General features: G+C 68.4%; 19 protein-coding genes. 13 read left to right on the top strand and 6 right to left on the bottom strand.

The window, feature by feature from the left end; all coding sequences use genetic code 11:
* The first annotated feature begins 3 nt into the window (after nt 1-3).
* Together sufU and U8D42_RS11510 are read left to right on the top strand one after the other, a co-directional pair.
* Nucleotides 4-492: a Fe-S cluster assembly sulfur transfer protein SufU gene (gene sufU / locus U8D42_RS11515; protein WP_090423219.1), complete on the top strand. Its 489-nt coding sequence runs from the start codon at nt 4-6 to the stop codon at nt 490-492.
* Nucleotides 467-814, top strand: a complete 348-nt coding sequence (locus tag U8D42_RS11510; RefSeq protein ID WP_055405537.1) for a metal-sulfur cluster assembly factor — start codon at nt 467-469, stop codon at nt 812-814. The genes sufU and U8D42_RS11510 overlap by 26 nt, the downstream gene beginning before the upstream one ends.
* A gap of 108 nt (nt 815-922) precedes the next feature.
* On the opposite strand, the gene U8D42_RS11505 is transcribed toward U8D42_RS11510, so the two are convergent.
* From U8D42_RS11505 to U8D42_RS11495, 3 genes are all read right to left on the bottom strand, one after another.
* A complete protein-coding gene (locus U8D42_RS11505) occupies nt 923-1,657 on the bottom strand; it encodes a DUF5666 domain-containing protein (protein WP_322861275.1) in 735 nt (244 codons plus the stop codon).
* Nucleotides 1,658-1,767: 110 nt separating this feature from the next.
* Nucleotides 1,768-2,550, bottom strand: a complete 783-nt coding sequence (locus tag U8D42_RS11500; protein ID WP_322861276.1) for a DUF5666 domain-containing protein — start codon at nt 2,548-2,550, stop codon at nt 1,768-1,770.
* Between the two features lie 85 nt (nt 2,551-2,635).
* Entirely contained in the window at nt 2,636-4,462 is a 1,827-nt protein-coding gene (locus tag U8D42_RS11495; RefSeq protein WP_322861277.1) for an acyl-CoA dehydrogenase, read from the bottom strand.
* A 251-nt stretch (nt 4,463-4,713) separates the two neighbouring features.
* On the opposite strand from U8D42_RS11495, the gene trxA reads away from it, so the two are divergent.
* The 4 genes from trxA (at nt 4,714) to U8D42_RS11475 (ending at nt 8,344) form a co-directional block, all read left to right on the top strand.
* Nucleotides 4,714-5,067: a thioredoxin gene (gene trxA / locus U8D42_RS11490; RefSeq protein WP_085239609.1), complete on the top strand. Its 354-nt coding sequence runs from the start codon at nt 4,714-4,716 to the stop codon at nt 5,065-5,067.
* Nucleotides 5,068-5,586: 519 nt separating this feature from the next.
* Nucleotides 5,587-6,396 (top strand): enoyl-CoA hydratase, encoded by an 810-nt coding sequence (locus tag U8D42_RS11485; protein WP_085239610.1) that lies wholly within the window; start codon nt 5,587-5,589, stop codon nt 6,394-6,396.
* A 30-nt stretch (nt 6,397-6,426) separates the two neighbouring features.
* Nucleotides 6,427-8,055, top strand: a complete 1,629-nt coding sequence (locus U8D42_RS11480) for an ABC-F family ATP-binding cassette domain-containing protein (RefSeq protein WP_322861278.1) — start codon at nt 6,427-6,429, stop codon at nt 8,053-8,055.
* A gap of 91 nt (nt 8,056-8,146) precedes the next feature.
* On the top strand, nt 8,147-8,344 hold the full coding sequence (locus U8D42_RS11475; protein ID WP_085239637.1) for a helix-turn-helix domain-containing protein: 198 nt from the start codon (nt 8,147-8,149) through the stop codon (nt 8,342-8,344).
* A gap of 12 nt (nt 8,345-8,356) precedes the next feature.
* Here U8D42_RS11475 and U8D42_RS11470 read toward each other — a convergent pair whose 3' ends face one another.
* Both U8D42_RS11470 and U8D42_RS11465 read right to left on the bottom strand, forming a co-directional pair.
* Entirely contained in the window at nt 8,357-8,971 is a 615-nt protein-coding gene (locus U8D42_RS11470) for a TetR/AcrR family transcriptional regulator (RefSeq protein WP_322861279.1), read from the bottom strand.
* A 20-nt stretch (nt 8,972-8,991) separates the two neighbouring features.
* The gene (locus U8D42_RS11465) at nt 8,992-11,811 is read right to left on the bottom strand and encodes an aconitate hydratase (RefSeq protein ID WP_322861280.1); all 2,820 of its coding nucleotides are present in this window, start codon (nt 11,809-11,811) and stop codon (nt 8,992-8,994) included.
* 201 nt (nt 11,812-12,012) lie between these two features.
* On the opposite strand from U8D42_RS11465, the gene U8D42_RS11460 reads away from it, so the two are divergent.
* The 6 genes from U8D42_RS11460 (at nt 12,013) to U8D42_RS11435 (ending at nt 18,239) form a co-directional block, all read left to right on the top strand.
* On the top strand, nt 12,013-12,555 hold the full coding sequence (locus tag U8D42_RS11460) for a DUF6676 family protein (RefSeq protein ID WP_322861281.1): 543 nt from the start codon (nt 12,013-12,015) through the stop codon (nt 12,553-12,555).
* Nucleotides 12,556-12,796: 241 nt separating this feature from the next.
* Nucleotides 12,797-14,233 (top strand): NlpC/P60 family peptidoglycan endopeptidase RipA, encoded by a 1,437-nt coding sequence (ripA, locus tag U8D42_RS11455; protein ID WP_322861282.1) that lies wholly within the window; start codon nt 12,797-12,799, stop codon nt 14,231-14,233.
* A gap of 25 nt (nt 14,234-14,258) precedes the next feature.
* Nucleotides 14,259-14,996, top strand: coding sequence for an NlpC/P60 family peptidoglycan endopeptidase RipB (ripB, locus tag U8D42_RS11450; RefSeq protein ID WP_322861332.1), 738 nt, complete (start codon nt 14,259-14,261; stop codon nt 14,994-14,996).
* Between the two features lie 152 nt (nt 14,997-15,148).
* Nucleotides 15,149-16,285, top strand: coding sequence for an AAA family ATPase (locus U8D42_RS11445; RefSeq protein ID WP_322861283.1), 1,137 nt, complete (start codon nt 15,149-15,151; stop codon nt 16,283-16,285).
* A 38-nt stretch (nt 16,286-16,323) separates the two neighbouring features.
* Complete coding sequence (locus U8D42_RS11440; RefSeq protein WP_431523870.1) at nt 16,324-17,235, top strand: DUF58 domain-containing protein; 912 nt, start codon at nt 16,324-16,326, stop codon at nt 17,233-17,235.
* Nucleotides 17,232-18,239 (top strand): VWA domain-containing protein, encoded by a 1,008-nt coding sequence (locus tag U8D42_RS11435; RefSeq protein WP_322861285.1) that lies wholly within the window; start codon nt 17,232-17,234, stop codon nt 18,237-18,239. Before U8D42_RS11440 ends, U8D42_RS11435 begins: the two co-directional genes overlap by 4 nt.
* A 62-nt stretch (nt 18,240-18,301) precedes the next feature.
* Here the strand turns inward: U8D42_RS11435 and U8D42_RS11430 are convergent, their stop codons facing one another.
* Nucleotides 18,302-19,141: a type IV toxin-antitoxin system AbiEi family antitoxin gene (locus tag U8D42_RS11430; RefSeq protein WP_322861286.1), complete on the bottom strand. Its 840-nt coding sequence runs from the start codon at nt 19,139-19,141 to the stop codon at nt 18,302-18,304.
* 92 nt (nt 19,142-19,233) lie between these two features.
* Here U8D42_RS11430 and fabG1 point away from each other — a divergent pair, with 92 nt between their 5' ends.
* Nucleotides 19,234-20,001 carry a 3-oxoacyl-ACP reductase FabG1 gene (gene fabG1, locus U8D42_RS11425; protein WP_085239620.1) on the top strand — a complete coding sequence of 256 codons (768 nt, stop codon included), beginning with the start codon at nt 19,234-19,236 and terminating at the stop codon, nt 19,999-20,001.
* Nucleotides 20,002-20,023: the final 22 nt, after the last annotated feature.

Here is a 20,023-nt window from a genome sequence, read left to right as displayed (position 1 = left end):
CGCATGGAGCAGATGTATCAGGACGTGATCCTCGACCATTACAAGCACCCGCAGCACCGCGGGCTGCGGGAGCCGTTCGGCGCCCAGGTGCATCACGTCAACCCCGTCTGCGGTGACGAGGTGACCCTGCGGGTCGCGCTCTCCGACGACGGTCAGCGCGTCGCGGACGTCTCCTACGACGGCCAGGGCTGCTCGATCAGCCAGGCGGCCACCTCGGTGCTGACCCAGCAGGTGATCGGTCAGACCGTGCCGGAGGCGCTCAACACCATCGCCGCCTTCACCGAGATGGTGTCCTCACGCGGCACCATCGAGGGCGACGAGGACGTCCTCGGCGACGGCATCGCGTTCGCCGGGGTGGCCAAATACCCGGCCCGGGTGAAATGCGCGCTGCTGGGCTGGATGGCGTTCAAGGACGCCCTGGCCCAGGCTTGCGCGGACAGGGACGCGGACTTCGAGGAGGAGAAGGATGAGCGAGACCGCCGCACCGGGTGACGAATTTCTTGCCGACCTCGAGGAGGCGATGCGCGACGTCGTCGACCCCGAATTGGGCATCAACGTCGTGGATCTCGGGCTGGTGTACGGCCTCAACGTGGAGGAGGGCGACGAGGGAACCGTCGCCCTGCTCGACATGACGCTGACCTCGGCCGCCTGCCCGCTGACCGACGTCATCGAGGACCAGTCCCGCAGCGCGCTCGTCAGCAGCGGGCTGGTCGACGACCTGCGGATCAACTGGGTGTGGAACCCGCCGTGGGGCCCGGACAAGATCACCGAGGACGGACGCGAACAACTGCGCGCCCTCGGTTTCACCGTCTAAAGGCTGCCCCGGCGACCCGCTGCGCCCGGCTTCGCCGCGCTTGCGATCGCCGCTGGACCAGATGGCGGCGACCCGCTGCGCCTGGCTTCGCCGCGCTTGCGATCGCCGCTAGAGGTGGAAGGGCAGGTGTGGCAGGTGCAGGTGGTGGTGCGGGCGCCCCATCGGCGGGCAGGTCTGCAGGCTGATGGTCGTGGCGTGCAGCACGCCGGCGTCCTCAATTCCCTGCGCTCCCATGCATTTTCCGTTCGCGATGGCCTGGGCGTCCGACGCCGTCTGCAGTTGGTATGAGGTCGAGTTCGCGACCGTCACGTTGGTCGGGGTCGCTTGCGAGCCCATGCCGTTGACCGCGATGGTGTCGCCGGAGACCGACGTGACCGTGCCGTAGAAGCCGGCCGGCGGCGGGCACTTGCCGTCGACGGCGGAGGTGATCGTCACCGCCTGCGCCTCGATCGCGCCACGGCTGGGCGCGCTCTGCGGGGTGGCGCGCACGTTGACGCAACTGCCGGGGGTGACGTCGGCCAGCTTGGCCGGGGTGACCTGCACGACCCGCGTCGACGGGGCGAAGTCCACCGTCGCGCTCCCGGTCCGTGTCCTGAGCCGGATCGTGCCGTCCGACACCGACTGGATCAGGCCCTCGACGTAATCCTTGCCCACGGGCGGGGGCGCCGGCGCCGCGCTGGGCGGCGCCGCGCTGGGCGGGGCCGCGGCCGCCACCGTCGGTTTGGCGGTATGGCCGGTCGTCGTGTCGCTCGACCGGCACATGGCGACGCCCAGCAGGACCACCGCGACGACGGCGACGAGCGCGAGCCGCGCCAGCCGCGGGTTTACCGAAGTCGCGGGCATCGACACACCTCCGAATGCGGGCTGGCCATCGCCAGCAATAGCCAGGCGAGCGCGGTGGTCACGTCCGCGCTCGCCTGGTGTGACGGTTGTCTCGGCGGGTTCGGCGGCGGTCAGCCGTGGGCGTGCGGCGGCCCGGCCGGGCCGGCGCATTTCCCGTCGTTGGCCGCCCGGACGTTGATGCTGGTCGCCTGCAGCGCGCCGCTGTTGTCCTTGGTGCCGCGCGCGGTGAGGCACTTGCCCTGCGTGATCGCGTCCGTGGTGGCCGACGACTGCTTGGTGTACCTGGTCTTGTCGTCGACTGTCACGGCCGTCTGAGTGGTGTTGCCGCTCGGGTCGGTGCCCGTGACGTTGATGGTGTTACCCGTCACCGAGGCCACCGAGCCCTGCACGGGCGCGGGCTTTGCCGGCGGTGGCGTTGGCGCCCCAGACGGGGCGGGGCCGGGTGAACCGCCGGGCGCGGCCGCCTTGGGCTTCGGGCAGGTGCCGTTGACCGACGGGCTGACCTTCACCGACGCCGCGGTCACCGGCTGCCCGCCCTGCCCCTCGTTTGTGGGCCGGACGGTGACGCAGTTGCCCGCGGTGACGTCGGTGAGCGCGGCGGGGGTGACCTCGGTGACCTTGGTCGTGGCCGTGAAGTTCACGGTGGCGGTGGCGTTGTCCTTTTGGGTCACCTGAACGGAGTTGCCCGCGACCGAGGCGATCAGGCCGCTGACGCGGGCCTCACCGGCGGCGGGCACCGGCGACGTGGTGGTCGAGGTGACGGTGGAGGTGGACGTCGACGGCGGACTGGACTTGTTGGACGAGCCGCAGGCGGCGATGGACAGTGCGGTGGTTCCCGCGACGGCGACTACCGCGACGCGGGTGAACAGAGGCGTACGACTGCCGGCAGACATCAACGTTTCTCCAATCGTGGTCAGCACCAACGAAAGGGTTTACCCGCCGAACCTGTACCTAACCTGTGTGTAATCGCGGGGGCGCTCAGAATGCGTTTTCGGAAACGCGCATCACCTCGTCGTCGATGGACTCGAGGACTTTGCGCAGGGAGGCGAGTTTGGGAAGCATGTTCTTGGCGAAGAACGCCGCGGTCGCGACTTTGCCCTGGTAGAAGGCCACGTCGTTGCCGGCCGCGCCCGCCAGCGCGGCGTGGGCGACGCCGGCCTGCACCAGCAGCCGCCAGCCGATGAGCAGGTCGCCCACCGCCAGCAGGTACCGCACCGATCCGAGTCCGACTTTGTAGATTTCACTCGGATGTTGCGCGGCGGACATCAGGTATCCGGTCAGCGCCGCCGTCATCGCCGTGACCTCGTCGAGCGCGGCCTGCAGCAACTGGGCCTGTGGTTTGAGCGCCTCGTCGCAGGAGTCGATCGTCGCGGTGATCTGGGCCGTCACGAACTGCAGCGCCTGGCCGCGGTCTCGAACGATCTTGCGGAAGAAGAAATCGAGCGCCTGGATCGCCGTGGTGCCCTCGTAGAGGGAGTCGATCTTGGAATCACGGATGTACTGCTCGAGCGGGTAGTCCTGCAGGAAGCCCGAACCGCCGAGCGTCTGCAGCGACTCGGTCAGCACTTCGTAGGCCCGTTCGGAGCTCACGCCCTTCACGATCGGCAGCAGCAAGTCGTCCACCCGGTGCGCCATCTCGTGATCGGCACCCGAAACATGTTGCGCCACAGTGTCTTCCTGGTGCGCGGCGGCGTACATGTACAGCGCCCGCAGGCCCTCGGCGTAGGCCTTCTGCGTCATCAGGCTACGACGCACGTCGGGGTGGTGCATGATGGTGACCCGCGGCGCGGTCTTGTCGGACATCTGCGTCAGGTCCGCACCCTGCACCCGCTCCTTGGCGAAGGCCAGCGCGTTGAGGTAACCGGTGGACAGGGTCCCGGCGGCCTTGACGCCGATCGTCATGCGCGCGTGCTCGATCACGGTGAACATCTGCGCGATCCCGTTGTGCACGTCACCCACCAGGTAGCCGACCGCGGGCACATCCGTTGCGCCGAAAGTCAATTCGCACGTGGGGGAGGACTTGATCCCCATCTTGTGTTCCAGGCCCGTGGTGAAAACGCCGTTGCGGGGCCCGAGTTCGAACGTGTCCGGGTCGAAGAGGTACTCGGGCACGTAGAACAGGCTCAGCCCCTTGGTGCCCGGTCCCGCCCCCTCCGGTCGGGCCAGCACCAGGTGGAAGATGTTCTCGGCGGTGTCGCCCACCTCGCCGCCGGAGATGAATCGCTTGACGCCCTCGATATGCCAGGTGCCGTCGGGTTGCTCGATGGCCTTGGCACGGCCCGCGCCGACGTCGGAGCCGGCGTCGGGTTCGGTGAGCACCATGGTGGCCGCCCATCCGCGCTCCACGCCCTCGGCGGCCCACCGCCGCTGCTGTTCGTTGCCCTCGACGTACAGCGCCTGGGCCATCAACGGGCCGAGGCAGAAGAAGTTGGCAGAGGGGTTGGCGCAGATGATCATTTCGTTCACCGCCCACGCCAGCGGGGGCGGCGCGGCCATCCCACCGATCTGTTCGTCGAGCATCAGCCGCCACCAGCCGGCCTCCTTGATCGTCTCCACCGTCTTGGCCAGCTCGGGCGCCACGCTGATGGTGTGGGTGGCCGGGTCGAACACCGGGGGGTTGCGGTCGGCGAAGGCGAAGGTTTCGGCGACCGGGCCTTCGGCCAGGCGGGCGGCTTCGTCGAGGATCGTCCGGACCGTGTCCTCGTCGAGGTCGGCGTAGGGGCCGGTGCCCAGGACGTTGCCCATACCGAGGACCTCGAACAGGTTGAACTCGATGTCGCGGACGTTTGCGATGTAGTGGCCCAACGCGATTCCCTCACTGGTCCTCGAGGCGGCGGCTCGTCCGCATCAGTGTCTCCGACGTGGGAAAACGTACGCAACCGTAACCTACGGCGGGCCGCGGGCGGGTTACGCGCCGGTGTCGTCGTTCCGAACCGACGCGTGCGCTTGCGTTGGCGGTAGGCCGACTCGGCGAGGCGGCGACGACGACCGGGCGGACCCGGCCCGGGCCTCACCGCCCGGGAACATCACGCCGGGTTTCGGCGTTGTGAGCAAATGTGACAACAGTCGATCTCACTGCTGAGAAATTCAACGAAACCATCGAGGGCAACGACATCGTGCTCGTCGATTTCTGGGCGTCGTGGTGCGGACCATGCCGCCAGTTCGGACCCACGTTCCAGGCGTCGTCGGAGAAGCATCCCGACATCGTGCACGCCAAGGTCGACACGGAGGCCGAACAGCAGCTGGCCGCTGCCGCCCAGATCCGGTCCATCCCGACGCTGATGGCCTTCAAGAAGGGCAAACTGCTGTTCAACCAGGCCGGCGCGCTACCGCCCGCGGCCCTCGAAGACCTGGTCCAGCAAATCAGGGCATTCGACGTGGACGCGGCCCAGGCCGGCCAGGCCGAATAGCCCCGGCCCCGGTCCCGGTTGCCTGCCGTCGGGGCGAATCGCCGAAGCGAACGTTCAGGGAGCCGCGACCGGCGTGCCTTCCGGCGGCGCGACGTGCGCCGGGCCTTGCGCAGGTATGCCATGTGGTTCGGGATCACGGCGCATCCACGCCGCCGTCGGTGTGTTCGTGGGGGTGGTGACCCACGCACCCACGGCCGCCGGGGCGGGCGGCGGCGTTACATCGAGAGCTGACTCGCGAAGCGGTGCGTCCCTGTCTCCTGGCTTGGGCAAGGGGTACCTGAGGCCCGATTGCGAGGCGGGTAGAGCGGCCAGCGTGCCCAGGAACAGAAGACAAGCTTCTTTGAAGTCGTTGATGCGCGCTCTGAGCATTAGCTTTCCTAAACCTTTAAGACGAGGGGGCGGTGTCCTTTACCCGCGTACCCCGGTCGACAAACTTGGATTTTTCTCCAAAGTCCGACCCCGAAACTAGAGGATCCCGCCAGCGTCGGGATTGCGGACCCCACGCGCTAGGTTGCTTGGGTGAGCTTGGTACTGGTAGAACACCCGCGGCCCGGCGTCGCGCTGATAACGCTCAATCGCCCCGAGCGGATGAACTCCATGGCGTTCGACGTCATGGTGCCGCTCAAAGAGGCCCTCGAGAAGGTCCGGTACGACAATTCCGTGCGCGTGGTCGTGCTGACCGGGGCGGGTCGCGGGTTCTCCTCGGGTGCCGACCACAAGTCGGCGGGCTCGGTGCCGCATGTCGAGGGGCTCACCCGTCCGACCTACGCGTTGCGCTCGATGGAGGTCCTGGACGAGGTCATCCTGGGGCTGCGGCGCCTGCATCAGCCGGTGATCGCCGCGGTCAACGGCCCGGCCATCGGCGGTGGGCTGTGCCTGGCGCTGGCCTGCGACATCCGGGTCGCCTCGACCGGGGCGTACTTTCGCGCGGCCGGCATCAACAACGGCCTGACCGCCAGCGAACTGGGGCTGAGCTACCTGTTGCCCAGGGCCATCGGATCGTCGCGGGCGTTCGAGATCATGCTGACCGGCCGCGACGTCACCGCCGAGGAGGCCGAGCGCATCGGGCTGGTGTCGTGCCAGGTGCCCGACGAGCAGTTGCTGGACACCTGCTACGCCGTCGCCGCGCGCATCGCGGCGTTCTCGCGGCCGGGAGTCGAGTTGACCAAGCGCACACTGTGGAGTGGACTGGACGCCGGTAGCCTGGAAGGGCACATGCAAGCCGAAGGCTTGGGTCAGCTGTTCGTTCGTCTGCTCACCGCCAACTTCGAAGAGGCGGTTGCCGCGCGCGCGGAGCGACGCCCCGCGGTGTTCACCGACGACAAGTAGCCACGACAAGGGAAGCGCAAGGGAGCAAATGTGATCACGGCCACGGACCTCGAGGTCCGCGCTGGCGCGCGCATTCTGCTCTCACCGGATGGCCCGGATCTGCGCGTGCAGCCCGGCGACCGCATCGGGCTGGTCGGTCGCAACGGCGCGGGCAAGACGACCACCCTGCGCATCCTGGCGGGCGAGACCGAACCGTATGCGGGATCCGTCGCCCGCGCCGGTGAAATCGGTTATCTGCCACAAGATCCCAAAGAGGGCGACTTGGAAGTCCTGGCCCGCGATCGCGTTCTGTCCGCCCGCGGTCTGGACGTGCTGCTCACCGACCTGGAGAAGCAGCAGGCGTTGATGGCCGAGGTCGCCGACGACGACGCGCGCGACCGCGCGATCCGCCGCTACGGGCAGCTCGAGGAGCAGTTCGTCGCGCTGGGCGGCTACGGCGCCGAGAGTGAAGCCAGCCGCATCTGCGCGAGCCTCGGCTTGCCGGACCGGGTGCTGACGCAGAAGCTGCGCACGCTGTCCGGCGGGCAGCGCCGCCGGGTGGAGTTGGCGCGCATCCTGTTCGCCGCGTCCGACACCGGCGCGGGGTCGTCGACCACGCTGCTGCTCGACGAGCCCACCAACCACCTCGACGCGGATTCGATCGGCTGGTTGCGCGATTTCCTGCGGGCCCACACCGGCGGGCTGGTGATCATCAGCCACAACGTCGAACTGCTCGCCGATGTCGTGAACCGGGTCTGGTTTCTGGACGCCGTGCGCGGCGAGGTCGACGTCTACAACATGGGCTGGCAGAAGTACCTGGACGCCCGGGCCACCGACGAGCAGCGCCGCCGCCGCGAACGCGCCAACGCCGAACGCAAGGCCGCCGCGTTGCGCACGCAAGCCGCCAAGCTGGGCGCCAAGGCCACGAAAGCCGTTGCGGCCCAGAACATGTTGCGCCGCGCCGACCGGATGATGGCCGCGCTCGACGAGGAGCGGGTGGCCGACAAGGTGGCCCGCATCAAGTTCCCGACCCCCGCCCCGTGCGGTCGCACGCCGTTGGTCGCCAAGGGGCTGAGCAAGTCCTACGGCTCGCTGGAGGTGTTCACCGGCGTCGACCTGGCCATCGACCGCGGCTCCCGGGTGGTGGTGCTGGGCCTCAACGGCGCCGGCAAGACCACGCTGCTGCGACTGCTGGCCGGCACCGAGCAGCCCGACACCGGCGGGCTGGAGCCCGGACACGGTTTGCGCATGGGTTACTTCGCGCAGGAGCACGACACGCTCGACAATGACGCCAGCGTCTGGGAGAACATCCGGCACGCCGCACCCGATTCGGGGGAGCAGGACCTGCGCGGGCTGTTGGGCGCGTTCATGTTCAGCGGGCCGCAACTCGACCAGCCGGCGGGCACGCTGTCGGGTGGGGAGAAGACCCGCCTCGCGCTGGCCGGTCTGGTGGCCTCCACCGCGAACGTGCTGCTGCTCGACGAACCGACGAACAACCTGGATCCCGCCTCGCGCGAACAGGTGCTCGACGCGCTGCGCAGCTATCAGGGTGCGGTGGTGCTGGTGACGCACGATCCCGGAGCGGCCGAGGCGCTGGACCCTCAGCGCGTGGTGCTGCTGCCCGACGGCACCGAGGACTTCTGGTCCGACGAGTACCGGGATCTCATCGAGCTCGCCTGACTTCGGTCAAATCGGCCCGCGGGCGGCGGCGGCTTCCTACTCTTGTGCTTGCGATCGTGTTCGGGCGCGGAGGGCATCCATGAAAAGGACGCTGCAGAGGTCGAAGAAGACCCGCGAGCAGTTGTTGTTCGAGCTGCGTAACGCCTACGAGGGCGGGGCCAGCATCCGCACGCTGGCGGCCAGCACCGGAAGATCGTACGGCTCGGTTCACGCCATGCTGCTTCAGGCGGGCACCACGTTGCGCGGCCGGGGTGGGCCCAACCACACTTCGCGGACCGCGCGAGCGTAGCGTCGCGGCGACTCACGCCTCCTTGTTCACAGCGGCGTCAGGCTCGCGGGCCGCATCGCCGGATCCGTTGCGGCGCACCGACTTTTCCACCAGATCGAGCACGGCGGACAGCCGCCGCGGGTCCTCGCCCGAGGCCAGCCGGGCCACCAGGCCGTCGAGCACCAACTCCAGGTAGCACTGCAACACGTCGCCGGGTACGTCGTCACGGACCCGTTGCGCCTCCTTCTGCCGGCGCAACCGATCGGTCGTCGCCGCCGCCAGTTCGGCGGACCGCTCCGCCCAACCGCGGTTGAAGTCGGGGTCGTTGCGCAGCTTGCGCGCGATCTCCAATCTGGTGGCCAGCCAGTCGAACTGGTCGGGGGCGGCGAGCATGTCGCGCATCACCTGGATGAGGCCCTCGCGCGACGCCACGTCGGCCATCCGCTCGGCGTCCTCGTGCGCCAGTGCGAAAAACAGCGCGTCCTTGTCGCGGAAGTGGTGGAAGATCGCGCCGCGCGACATCCCGATCGCCTGCTCCAGCCGCCGCACCGTCGCCCTCTCGTAGCCGTATTCGGCGAAGCAGCGGCGGGCACCGTCGAGGATCTGGCGGCGGCGCGCCGCCAGATGGCCCTCACTGACTTTTGGCATGGGCCGGGTTGGCCGGCTTCCTAACCGGACTTCAGCATGTTGCGCAGCACGTACTGCAGGATGCCGCCGTTGCGGTAGTAGTCGGCCTCGCCCGGGGTGTCGATCCGCACCACCGCGTCGAACTCGACCGGATCGCCGGACTCCTTGGCCGCCTTCACCCGCACCGTCTTGGGCGTCTTGCCGTCGTTGAGCGCCTCGATGCCGGTGATGTCGAACACCTCGGTGCCGTCCAGCCCCAATTCCTTGGCGGACTTGCCCTCGGGGAACTGCAGCGGGATGACGCCCATGCCGATCAGGTTGGAGCGGTGGATGCGCTCGAAGGACTCGGCGATCACCGCCCGCACACCGAGCAGCAGGGTGCCCTTGGCGGCCCAGTCCCGCGACGAACCCGAGCCGTATTCTTTGCCGCCCAGCACCACCAGCGGAATGTTCTGCGCCGCATAGTTTTGCGCGGCGTCGTAGATGAACGCCTGCGGCGCGCCGTCCTGGGTGAAGTCGCGGGTGTAGCCGCCGGAGACGTCGTCGAGCAACTGGTTGCGGAGCCGGATGTTGGCGAACGTGCCGCGGATCATCACCTCGTGGTTGCCGCGCCGCGAGCCGAAGGAGTTGTAGTCCTTGCGTTCCACGCCGTGCTCGTCGAGGTACTGCGCCGCCGGGGTGCCCGGCTTGATGGCCCCGGCCGGGGAGATGTGGTCGGTGGTCACCGAGTCGCCCAGCAGCGCCAGCACCCGGGCGCCGGTGATGTCGCGGACCGGCTCCGGCTCGGCCGACATGCCCTCGAAGTACGGGGGCTTACGCACGTAGGTCGAGTTCTGGTCCCACTCGAAGGTGTTGCCGCTCGGCGTGGGCAGGTTGCGCCACCGCTCGTCGCCCTTGAACACGTCGGCGTAGTTCTTGGTGAACATCTCCTGGCTGATGGCCGAGGCGATGGTGTCCGAGACGTCCTTCTGCGACGGCCAGATGTCTTTCAAATAGACGTCGTTGCCGTCCTTGTCGGTGCCCAGGGGCTGGTTCTCGAAGTCGAAGTCCATGGTCCCGGCCAACGCGTAGGCGACCACCAGCGGCGGCGACGCCAGGTAGTTCATCTTCACGTCGGGGTTGATCCGGCCCTCGAAGTTGCGGTTACCGGACAGCACCGCGGCCACCGACAGGTCGTTGTCGTTGATCGCTTTGGAGATCTCCTCGGGCAGCGGGCCGGAGTTGCCGATGCACGTGGTGCAGCCGTACCCCACGAGGTAGAAGCCGAGCTTCTCGAGATACGGCCACAGGCCGGCCTTTTCGTAGTAGTCGTGGACCACCTGCGAACCGGGCGCCATCGTCGTCTTCACCCACGGCTTGGCGGTCAGGCCTTTCTCGACGGCGTTGCGGGCCAGCAGCGCCGCACCCAGCATCACCTCGGGGTTGGAGGTGTTGGTGCACGACGTGACCGCCGCGATCACCACCGCGCCGTGGTCGAGCACGAACTCGCCGCGGTCGGCCGACTTCACCGTCACCGGGGTGCTCACCCGGCCCTTGGCATGCTTGGCGGCCGACTCCACCTTCGGGGCGTCGTCGGCGTGGCCGTTCTCCAGCGCCCCGGGGTCACTGGCCGGGAACGTCTCGTCGACCGCCTCGTCGAGCTTGGAGTACTCCGTCTTGTCGGGGTCGTCGCCGACGTAGTCGCCGATCTGCGCGCGGAAGGTGGACTTGGCGTCCGACAACGCGATCCGGTCTTGCGGGCGCTTGGGCCCGGCGATCGAGGGCACCACGTCGGAGAGGTTGAGTTCGAGGTATTCGGAGAACGCCGGCTCGTGCTTGGGGTCGTGCCACATGCCCTGCGCTTTGGCGTAGGCCTCGACCAGCGCCAGCTGCTCCTCGGAGCGGCCGGTGAACCGCAGGTAGGAGATGGTCTCCTCGTCGACCGGGAAAATCGCTGCGGTCGAACCGAATTCGGGGCTCATGTTGCCCAGGGTCGCGCGGTTGGCCAGCGGCACCTCGGCCACGCCCTCGCCGTAGAACTCGACGAACTTGCCGACCACGCCGTGCTTGCGCAGCATCTCGGTGACGGTCAGCACCACGTCGGTCGCGGTGACGCCCGGCTGGATCTCACCGGTGAGCTTGAAGCCGACCACCCGCGGAATGAGCATAGACACCGGTTGGCCCAGCATCGCGGCCTCGGCCTCGATGCCGCCGACGCCCCAGCCCAGCACGCCCAGGCCGTTGACCATGGTGGTGTGCGAGTCGGTGCCCACGCAGGTGTCCGGGTAGGCCACCCCGTCGCGTTCCATCACCACGCTGGCCAGGTACTCGATGTTGACCTGGTGCACGATGCCGGTGCCCGGCGGCACCACCTTGAAGTCGCGGAAAGCGCCCTGGCCCCAGCGCAAGAACTGGTAGCGCTCGCCGTTGCGCTGGTATTCGATCTCGACGTTGCGCTCGAAGGCGTCGGCGGTGCCGAACAGGTCGGCGATCACCGAGTGGTCGATCACCAGGTCGGCCGGCGCCAGCGGGTTGACCTTTTCGGCCTTGCCGCCGAGGTCGCCGATGGCCTCCCGCATGGTGGCCAGGTCCACGATGCACGGCACCCCGGTGAAGTCCTGCATGACGACGCGGGCGGGCGTGTACTGGATCTCAATGCTGGGCTCCGCCTTGGGATCCCAGTTGGCGATGGCCTCGATGTGGTCCTTGGTGATGTTGCTGCCGTCCTCGTTGCGCAGCAGGTTCTCGGCCAGGACCTTGAGGCTGTAGGGGAGCTTCTCGGTGTTGGGGACGGCGTCGAGACGGTAGATCTGGTAACTCTTGTCGCCGACCTCGAGGGTGTCGCGTGCTCCGAACGAGTTCACAGAATCTTCTTTGCTCACTTCAACTCCCGAGGATTAAGTTCTTCCACCGACGGGCCGTGTCGGCGGTGCGTCAAACGAGTACAGCCACTTTAACAGTACGCTTGTCCTGCATTAAGGCGGGGCGTCCGTAGTCCCAGTCTTGTCGTCTGAGCCGACGGTTTAAACCCCCCGCAACGAAGTCGCGTACGGTGCCACTAGCGCTACGGCAGGAGGGACATCATGACCTTGCACCCGGGTCTACCCGTCTACATCCCGCAGGACGTCGACATGACCGCGGTCAAGGCTCAGGTCGCCGCCACGGGCGTCAGCGCGCCGGCGGCGGACATGCCGGGCCTGCTGCACATCGTCGACGAAGCCCATGCGCACGGCATCAACCTCAAGATCGTGCTGCTCGACCACAACCCGCCGAACGACACCCCACTGCGCGACATCTCCACGGTGGTCGGCGCCGACTATCACGACGCCACCGTCCTGACGCTGAGCCCCAGTTACGTCGGGAGCTACAGCACGCAATTTCCGCGCGTCACGCTGGAGGCCGGCGAGGACATCGCCAAGACGGGCAATCCGGTGGTCTCGGCGCAGCACTTCCTGAACGAGCTGAATTCCCCGGAATTCCCCTGGACGGGTCTGACGATCTTCCTGTTGCTCGCCGTGCTCGCGGCGGCCGTCGGGACCCGATTCTTGCAGGTGCGCAGCAAGCGTTCCGCACCCCCGGCGGGTTCGGCGGGGGCGGAGGAAGTCACGCCCACCAACACCGCCTAGCCAGGCGCGTCCGGCTCGGCCGGAACTTCCCCACCCGGGTCGCCCCGCCGCCGCGCGGCAAACCCGTAGGTCACCGTTCGGTCACATTAAACGCACGTAGAGAGTGCGATTTCGGCGGAGCGTTTGCGCGCCCAAAACTGTGACGTACGGTGCAAATGATGCTGCTGTTGCCTTTGGCGCCCTTGGTGAACTTCGTGGCCGGCGCCGCCCGTCACGTTGAGCCGTAGGAGACCTGAGTCGGATGACACGCATACGCCGGGGCTCCGCTGCCTGGCCGGTCGCGAGGCTGGCTCGGCCGGTCGTGCCGTCGGTGCTGAGCGTGGCCTTTCTGCTCTGCACGCCGGGGCTCGCACACGGCGACACCGCCGCCGACAGCCTGGCCGGTTTGATCGCCAACGTCGCCAGGGCCAACCAGCGGCTGGAAAACCTGAGCGCAGAAATCCAGACCGAGCAGGAGAGCGTCAACAAGGCGCTGGTCGACGTCGAGACCTCCCGGGACAACGCCGCCGCGGCCCAGCACGACCTGGAGACCAGCCAGCAGGCGGTCAACGACGCCAACGCCGCGATCGCCGCGGCGCAGCGGCGGTTCGACACGTTCGCGGCCGCCACCTATATGAACGGCCCCTCGAGCGGTTACCTGACGGCCAGCAGCCCGGAGGACATCATCGCGACCGAGGCCGCCGCCAAGACCCTGTCCGCGAGTTCCCAGACGGTGATGGCCAAGCTGCAGCGGGCGCGCACCGAACAGGTGAACAAGGAGTCGGCGGCGCGGCTGGCCAAGCAGAAGGCCGACAAGGCCGCCGCCGACGCCAAGGGCAGCCAGGACGCCGCGGTGGCGGCGCTGACCGAGTCCAGGCGCAAGTTCGACGAGCAGCGCGAACAAGTCACTCGCCTGGCCGCCGAACGCGACGAGGCGCAGGCGAAACTCGAAGCGGCCAAACGGCAATGGTCTCTCGCTCCGGGCGGGCCCGCCGCTCCGGCGTCGGGTGACCGGTGGGAGACCGGTTCCCCGGGCGCGACGGCACCGCAGGGCGGCGCCCGCCGCTGGGACGGCGCCTGGGACCCCACCCTGCCGATGATCCCCAGCGCCAACGTCCCGGGCGACCCGATCGCCGTCATCAACCAGGTGCTGGGCATCTCCGCCACCTCGACGCAGGTCACCGCCGGCCTGGGCCGCAACTTCCTGCAGCAGCTCGGCATCCTCAAGCCCGACGACACCGGCATCACCAACGCGTCCCCCGGTGCGACGGCCGGGCGCATCCCGCGGGTCTACGGGCGGCAGGCCACCGAGTACGTGATCCGGCGCGGCATGTCGCAGATCGGCGTGCCCTACTCCTGGGGCGGCGGCAACGCGGCCGGGCCGAGCAAGGGCATCGACTCCGGGGCCGGCATCACCGGCTTCGACTGCTCGGGCCTGGTCCTCTACTCGTTCGCCGGCGTGGGCATCAAGCTGCCGCACTACTCGGGGTCGCAGTACAACCTCGGCCGCAAGATCCCGTCCTCGCAGATGCGCCGCGGCGACGTCATCTTCTACGGACCGGGCGGCAGCCAGCACGTGACGATCTACCTCGGCGACGGTCAAATGCTCGAGGCTCCCGACATCGGTCTGAAAGTCCGCGTTGCGCCGGTGCGCACCAGCGGTATGACGCCCTACGTGGTCCGCTACATCGAGTGGTGAACGAATGAGAAGTGAACGGAAAACCATGCGCTGCAAGCGGATTCGCCTGATCAACTTCGCCTGGATCACCACCGTGGTGACCGGGCTGATGTTGTCTGTGGCCTACTCCGGTGCCGCCCCGGCCGCGGCCGACCCCGGGGCCTGGGACCCGACGCTGCCCGCCACGATCAGCGCCGGCGCTCCCGGCGACCCGCTCGCGGTCGCCAATGCCTCGCTGCAGGCCACCGCGCAGGCCACCCAGACCACGTTCAATCTGGGCAGGCAATTCCTCGGCGGGCTCGGCATCAACATCGGCGGCAACGACGCACCCACCGCGGCCGCCCCGACCAACCCCGGCGGCAAGATTCCCCGCGTCTACGGCCGGCAGGCCATCGAGTACGTGATCAAGCGGATGGGATCGCAGATGGGCGTTCCCTACTCCTGGGGTGGTGGCTCGCTGGACGGTCCCAGCAAGGGCGTCGGCGACGGCGCCAACATCACCGGCTTCGACTGCTCGGGCCTGATGCGGTACGGCTTCGCCGGCGTCGGCGTGCTGATCCCGCGGTTCTCCGGGGACCAGTACAACGCCGGCCGCCACATCCCGCCGGACCAGGCCAGGCGCGGCGACCTGATCTTCTACGGCCCGAACGGCGGCCAGCACGTCACGATGTATCTGGGCAACGGGCAGATGCTGGAGGCGTCCAGCCTCGCCGGCAAGGTGACCGTCAGCCCGGTTCGCAAGCCCGGCATGACGCCGTTCCTGACTAGGATCATCGAGTACTGATCCAGGCGCGGTCAGCCGTGCCGGTTCGCGGGGCGAACCACCAGCGTCGACGGAATCCGGCGGGCCTGGAATAGTTGAACGCGGGCACGTCGCGGCCCCACGGCAGTGGTGTTGCAAGCGGTCGTGTCCGAATGAGTTGTGGAGGGTTATTGATGACAGCAGCAGGTGGGCCGCCTCCGGGCGCCAGCGGTTACCCGGGCCCGGGCGGACAGTCCGGCCCGCCGGCGCAGGAAGCGCCGTCGGCTGGTGCCGGCAACGGCCTGGCCGCCGAAGTCCACACCCTCGAGCGGGCCATCTTCGAGGTCAAGCGCATCATCGTCGGGCAGGACCAGCTCGTCGAGCGGATGCTGGTGGGCCTGCTCTCCAAGGGGCACGTGTTGCTCGAGGGCGTGCCCGGCGTGGCCAAGACGCTGGCGGTCGAGACCTTCGCCAAGGTCGTCGGCGGCACGTTCGCCCGCATCCAGTTCACCCCCGACCTGGTGCCGACCGACATCATCGGTACGCGCATCTACCGGCAGGGCAAGGAGGAGTTCGACACCGAACTCGGCCCGGTCGTGGTCAACTTCCTGCTCGCCGACGAGATCAACCGCGCGCCCGCCAAGGTGCAGTCGGCGCTGCTGGAGGTCATGCAGGAACGGCACGTGTCGATCGGCGGCAAGACCTTCCCGCTGCCCAACCCGTTCCTGGTGATGGCCACCCAGAACCCGATCGAGCACGAGGGCGTGTACCCGCTGCCCGAGGCCCAGCGCGACCGCTTCCTGTTCAAGATCAACGTGGGCTACCCGACGCCCGAAGAAGAGCGCGAGATCATCTACCGGATGGGCGTGCGCCCGCCGGAGCCCAAGCAGATCATGGCCACCGGCGACCTGCTGCGGCTGCAGGACATCGCGGCCAACAACTTCGTCCACCACGCGCTGGTCGACTATGTGGTGCGCGTGGTGACCGCGACCCGACACCCCGAACAGCTCGGCATGAACGACGTCAAGTCCTGGATCTCCTTCGGTGCCTCCCCGCGTGCCTCGCTGGGCATCATCGCCGCGTCCCGGTCGCTGGCGCTGGTGCGCGGCCGCGACTACGTGATCCCGCAAGACGTCGTGGACGTCATTCCCGACGTGCTGCGGCACCGCTTGGTGCTCACCTACGACGCACTCGCCGACGAGATCTCGCCGGAGATCGTCATCAACCGGGTGCTGCAGACGGTTGCCCTGCCGCAGGTGAACGCCGTTCCGCAGCAAGGGCAGTCGGTGCCCCCGGTGATGCAGCCCGCCGGCGCGGCCAGCGGTCGGTGACCGACCCCCAGCAGCCGGCGGTCCCGCATCCGCCATCCATGCAGCGCGGGCAGATCGTCGACCCGAAGCTCGCAGCGGCGCTGCGGCAACTCGAGCTGACGGTCAAGCGCAAGCTCGACGGTGTCCTGCACGGCGACCACCTGGGGCTGATCCCGGGGCCGGGCTCGGAGCCGGGGGAGTCGCGCGAGTACCAGCCCGGTGACGACGTCCGGCGCATGGACTGGGCCGTCACCGCGCGCACCACACACCCCCACGTCCGGCAGATGATCGCCGACCGCGAGCTGGAAACCTGGATGGTCGTCGACATGTCGGCCAGCCTCGACTTCGGCACCGTCGGCTGCGAGAAGCGGGACCTGGCGGTCGCGGCCGCGGCCGCGATCACGTTCCTCAACAGCGGCGGCGGCAACCGGCTCGGGGCGCTGATCGCCAACGGCGCGACCATGAAGCGGGTCCCGGCGCGCTCCGGGCGCCAGCACGAACAGACGCTGCTGCGCACCATCGCCACCACCCCCCGGGCGCCGGTGGGGGTGCGCGGGGATCTGGCCACCGCCATCGACGCGTTGCGCCGCCCGGAGCGGCGCCGCGGCATGGCGGTGATCATCAGCGACTTCCTGGGCCCGATCAACTGGATGCGTCCGCTGCGCGCGATCGCGGCTCGGCACGAGGTGCTGGCCATCGAGGTGCTGGACCCCCGCGACGTCGAACTGCCCGACATCGGCGATGTTGTGCTGCAGGATGCCGAGTCCGGCGTCACCCGCGAATTCACCATCGACGCCCAGCTGCGCGACGACTTCGCCAAGGCCGCCGCGGCGCACCGCGCCGAAGTGGCGCGCACGATCCGCAGCTGCGGGGCCCCGATACTGACGCTGCGCACCGACCGCGACTGGATCGCGGACATCGTCCGGTTCGTCGAGTCCCGCCGGCGCGGTGCATTGGCGGGGCGGCAGTGACGTTGCCGCTCCTCGGCCCGATGTCGTTGTCGGGCTTCGAACATCCGTGGTTCTTCCTCTTCCTGCTCGTCGTCGTCGGGCTGGCCGCGCTCTACATCGTGATGCAGTTGGCGCGGCAGCGGCGCATGCTGCGGTTCGCCAACATGGAGCTGCTGGAAAGCGTCGCCCCGGAGCGGCCTCCCCGCTGGCGGCACGTGCCGGCGGTCCTGCTGGTGGCGTCGCTGGTGTTGTTCACGATCGCGATGGCCGGCCCGACGCACGACGTGCGGATCCCGCGCAACCGAGCGGTGGTGATGCTGGTGATCGACGTGTCGCAGTCGATGCGGGCCACCGACGTGCAGCCGAACCGGATGGCGGCCGCCCAGGATGCGGCCAAGCAGTTCGCCGACGAGCTGACCCCCGGCATCAACCTCGGGCTGATCGAGTACGCGGGCACCGCGACCGTGCTGGTGCAGCCGACGACCAACCGGGACGCGACCAAGAACGCGCTGGACAAGCTGCAGTTCGCCGATCGCACGGCGACCGGCGAAGGCATCTTCACCGCGTTGCAGGCCATCGCCACCGTGGGCGCGGTGATCGGGGGCGGCGACACGCCGCCGCCGGCGCGCATCGTGTTGTTCTCCGACGGCAAGGAGACGATGCCGACCAATCCGGACAACCCCAAGGGCGCCTTCACCGCCGCGCGCACCGCCAAGGATCAGGGCGTGCCGATCTCGACGATCTCCTTCGGCACGCCGTACGGTTTCGTCGAGATCAACGACCAGCGCCAGCCGGTGCCCGTCGACGACTCGACGATGAAGAAGGTCGCCGAACTCTCGGGAGGCAGCTGGTACAATGCCGCGAGCCTGGCCGAGCTGAAGTCCGTCTACGCGACGCTGCAGCAGCAGATCGGCTACGAGACGATCAAAGGCGATGCCAGCATGGGCTGGGTGCGGTTGGGTGCGCTGGTCTTGGCGCTTGCGGCCCTGGCGGCGTTGCTGATCAACCGCCGCCTGCCGACCTGACGGCTTCTTTTCTCGCGTGCCTAACCTGGCTGCGATCTTCCGCGCCGGATTTCGCAGCCTGGTTAGGCTCGCGAGGCCCGCGCCTCGCGCACCCGGTAGATGACGTCCTGGGGATGATCCTCAGCTACGACCCGGACCACGATCCATCCGAGCCGCTCCAGCTTTTCTAGTCGCCGGATGTCCTTGACGTACTGGTAGCGGCTCGACCGATGTTGATCTCCGTCATACTCGGCGGCGACCTTGAGGTCTTCCCAGCCCATGTCCAAATATGCTTCGGCCCAACCCCATTCATTGCGGACTGCGATCTGTGTCTGCGGACGCGGAAACCCGGCGCGAATCAACAGCAGGCGCAGCCAGGTCTCCTTGGGTGATTGCGCGCCACCATCGACCAGGTCGAGGGCAGCCCTCGCGGCTTTCATACCCCGACCACCCCGGTAGCGCTCGGCCAATCGCTCGACGTCAGCTGGTTTCACATGCGTCGCCTGAACGAGGGCGTCGACCGCGGCGACGGCCTGGTCCCGGGGAAAGCGACGGGCCAGATCGAGCGCCGTTCGCTCCGGGGAGGTCACCCGCATGCCGTCCACGATGCACACCTCGTCGGCCTCGATGCGGTCCTCCCAGACCTGGACGCCGGGTTCGCGGCGGGCGTTGGTGTCGACGACGGCGGCGGGAAGAGTCGCATCGATCCACTTGGCGCCGTGCAGCGCCGAAGCGGAGTAACCGGCCAGAATGCCGCGGCGACGAGAGCGTAGCCACAGCGCTTGGGCACGCAATCGTGCGGTGAGCTCTGCATCACGCGGCACGTAGACGTCTTTGTGCAGGGCGACGTACCGACTGCGCAGCCGATAGGGCGTCAGCAAGCCGGCAGCCAGGGCCTCGCTGCCCAGGAAAGCGTCTGTCATGGCGGAAGTGTGCCGACAACCACCGACAACGCGCGCGAGCGCGAAAGGGGGGACATTACGGGACGGGCAACCCGAGGCGATAGGTTGACGGGGTGACTGACACGGCCACCGAGAACACCACCGAAAGTACCGCCACCGGCGGCAAACCCGCCTTCGTATCGCGCTCCGTTCTGGTGACGGGCGGAAACCGGGGGATCGGTCTGGCGATCGCGCAGCGGCTGGCCGCCGACGGCCACAAGGTGGCCGTCACCCACCGCGGATCCGGGGCACCCGAGGGGCTGTTCGGCGTCGTGTGTGACGTCACCGACAACGAAGCCGTCGACCGCGCCTTCAAAGAGGTCGAGGAGCACCAGGGTCCGGTCGAGGTGCTGGTCTCCAACGCCGGCATCTCCAAAGACGCCTTCCTCATCCGGATGACCGAGGAGCGGTTCGAAGAGGTCATCAACGCCAACCTCACCGGGGCGTTCCGGGTGGCCCAGCGCGCATCGCGCAGCATGCAGCGCAAGCGGTTCGGGCGGATCATCTTCATCGGGTCGGTGTCCGGCATGTGGGGAATCGGCAACCAGGCCAACTACGCGGCCGCCAAGGCCGGCCTGATCGGCATGGCGCGCTCGATCTCCCGCGAGCTGTCCAAGGCCGGGGTCACCGCCAACGTGGTCGCGCCCGGCTACATCGACACCGAGATGACCCGCGCGCTCGACGAGCGGATCCAAGCGGGTGCACTGGAATTCATTCCGGCCAAGCGGGTCGGCACGGCCGAGGAGGTCGCCGGGGCGGTCAGCTTCCTGGCGTCCGAGGATGCGAGCTACATCGCCGGGGCGGTCATCCCGGTCGACGGCGGCATGGGCATGGGCCACTGAATCCACCGGGGACACAACGACT

The sequence above is a fragment of the Mycobacterium europaeum genome (assembly GCF_034555895.2).
Lineage (GTDB): Bacteria > Actinomycetota > Actinomycetes > Mycobacteriales > Mycobacteriaceae > Mycobacterium > Mycobacterium europaeum.
Note: the sequence above shows the minus strand (reverse complement) of the source record. Positions and strands in the feature narration are given on the sequence as shown.

What these genes read in the sequence shown, in the direction of transcription:
- ripA (WP_322861282.1), top strand. Translation starts at nt 12,797, where the DNA reads ATGACACGCATACGCCGGGGCTCCGCTGCCTGGCCGGTCGCGAGGCTG.
- U8D42_RS11510 (WP_055405537.1), top strand. Translation starts at nt 467, where the DNA reads ATGAGCGAGACCGCCGCACCGGGTGACGAATTTCTTGCCGACCTCGAG.
- ripB (WP_322861332.1), top strand. Translation starts at nt 14,259, where the DNA reads ATGCGCTGCAAGCGGATTCGCCTGATCAACTTCGCCTGGATCACCACC.
- U8D42_RS11505 (WP_322861275.1), bottom strand. Translation starts at nt 1,657, where the DNA reads ATGCCCGCGACTTCGGTAAACCCGCGGCTGGCGCGGCTCGCGCTCGTC.
- sufU (WP_090423219.1), top strand. Translation starts at nt 4, where the DNA reads ATGGAGCAGATGTATCAGGACGTGATCCTCGACCATTACAAGCACCCG.
- U8D42_RS11430 (WP_322861286.1), bottom strand. Translation starts at nt 19,141, where the DNA reads ATGACAGACGCTTTCCTGGGCAGCGAGGCCCTGGCTGCCGGCTTGCTG.
- U8D42_RS11500 (WP_322861276.1), bottom strand. Translation starts at nt 2,550, where the DNA reads ATGTCTGCCGGCAGTCGTACGCCTCTGTTCACCCGCGTCGCGGTAGTC.
- U8D42_RS11470 (WP_322861279.1), bottom strand. Translation starts at nt 8,971, where the DNA reads ATGCCAAAAGTCAGTGAGGGCCATCTGGCGGCGCGCCGCCGCCAGATC.
- U8D42_RS11440 (WP_431523870.1), top strand. Translation starts at nt 16,324, where the DNA reads ATGCAGCGCGGGCAGATCGTCGACCCGAAGCTCGCAGCGGCGCTGCGG.
- U8D42_RS11445 (WP_322861283.1), top strand. Translation starts at nt 15,149, where the DNA reads ATGACAGCAGCAGGTGGGCCGCCTCCGGGCGCCAGCGGTTACCCGGGC.
- U8D42_RS11460 (WP_322861281.1), top strand. Translation starts at nt 12,013, where the DNA reads ATGACCTTGCACCCGGGTCTACCCGTCTACATCCCGCAGGACGTCGAC.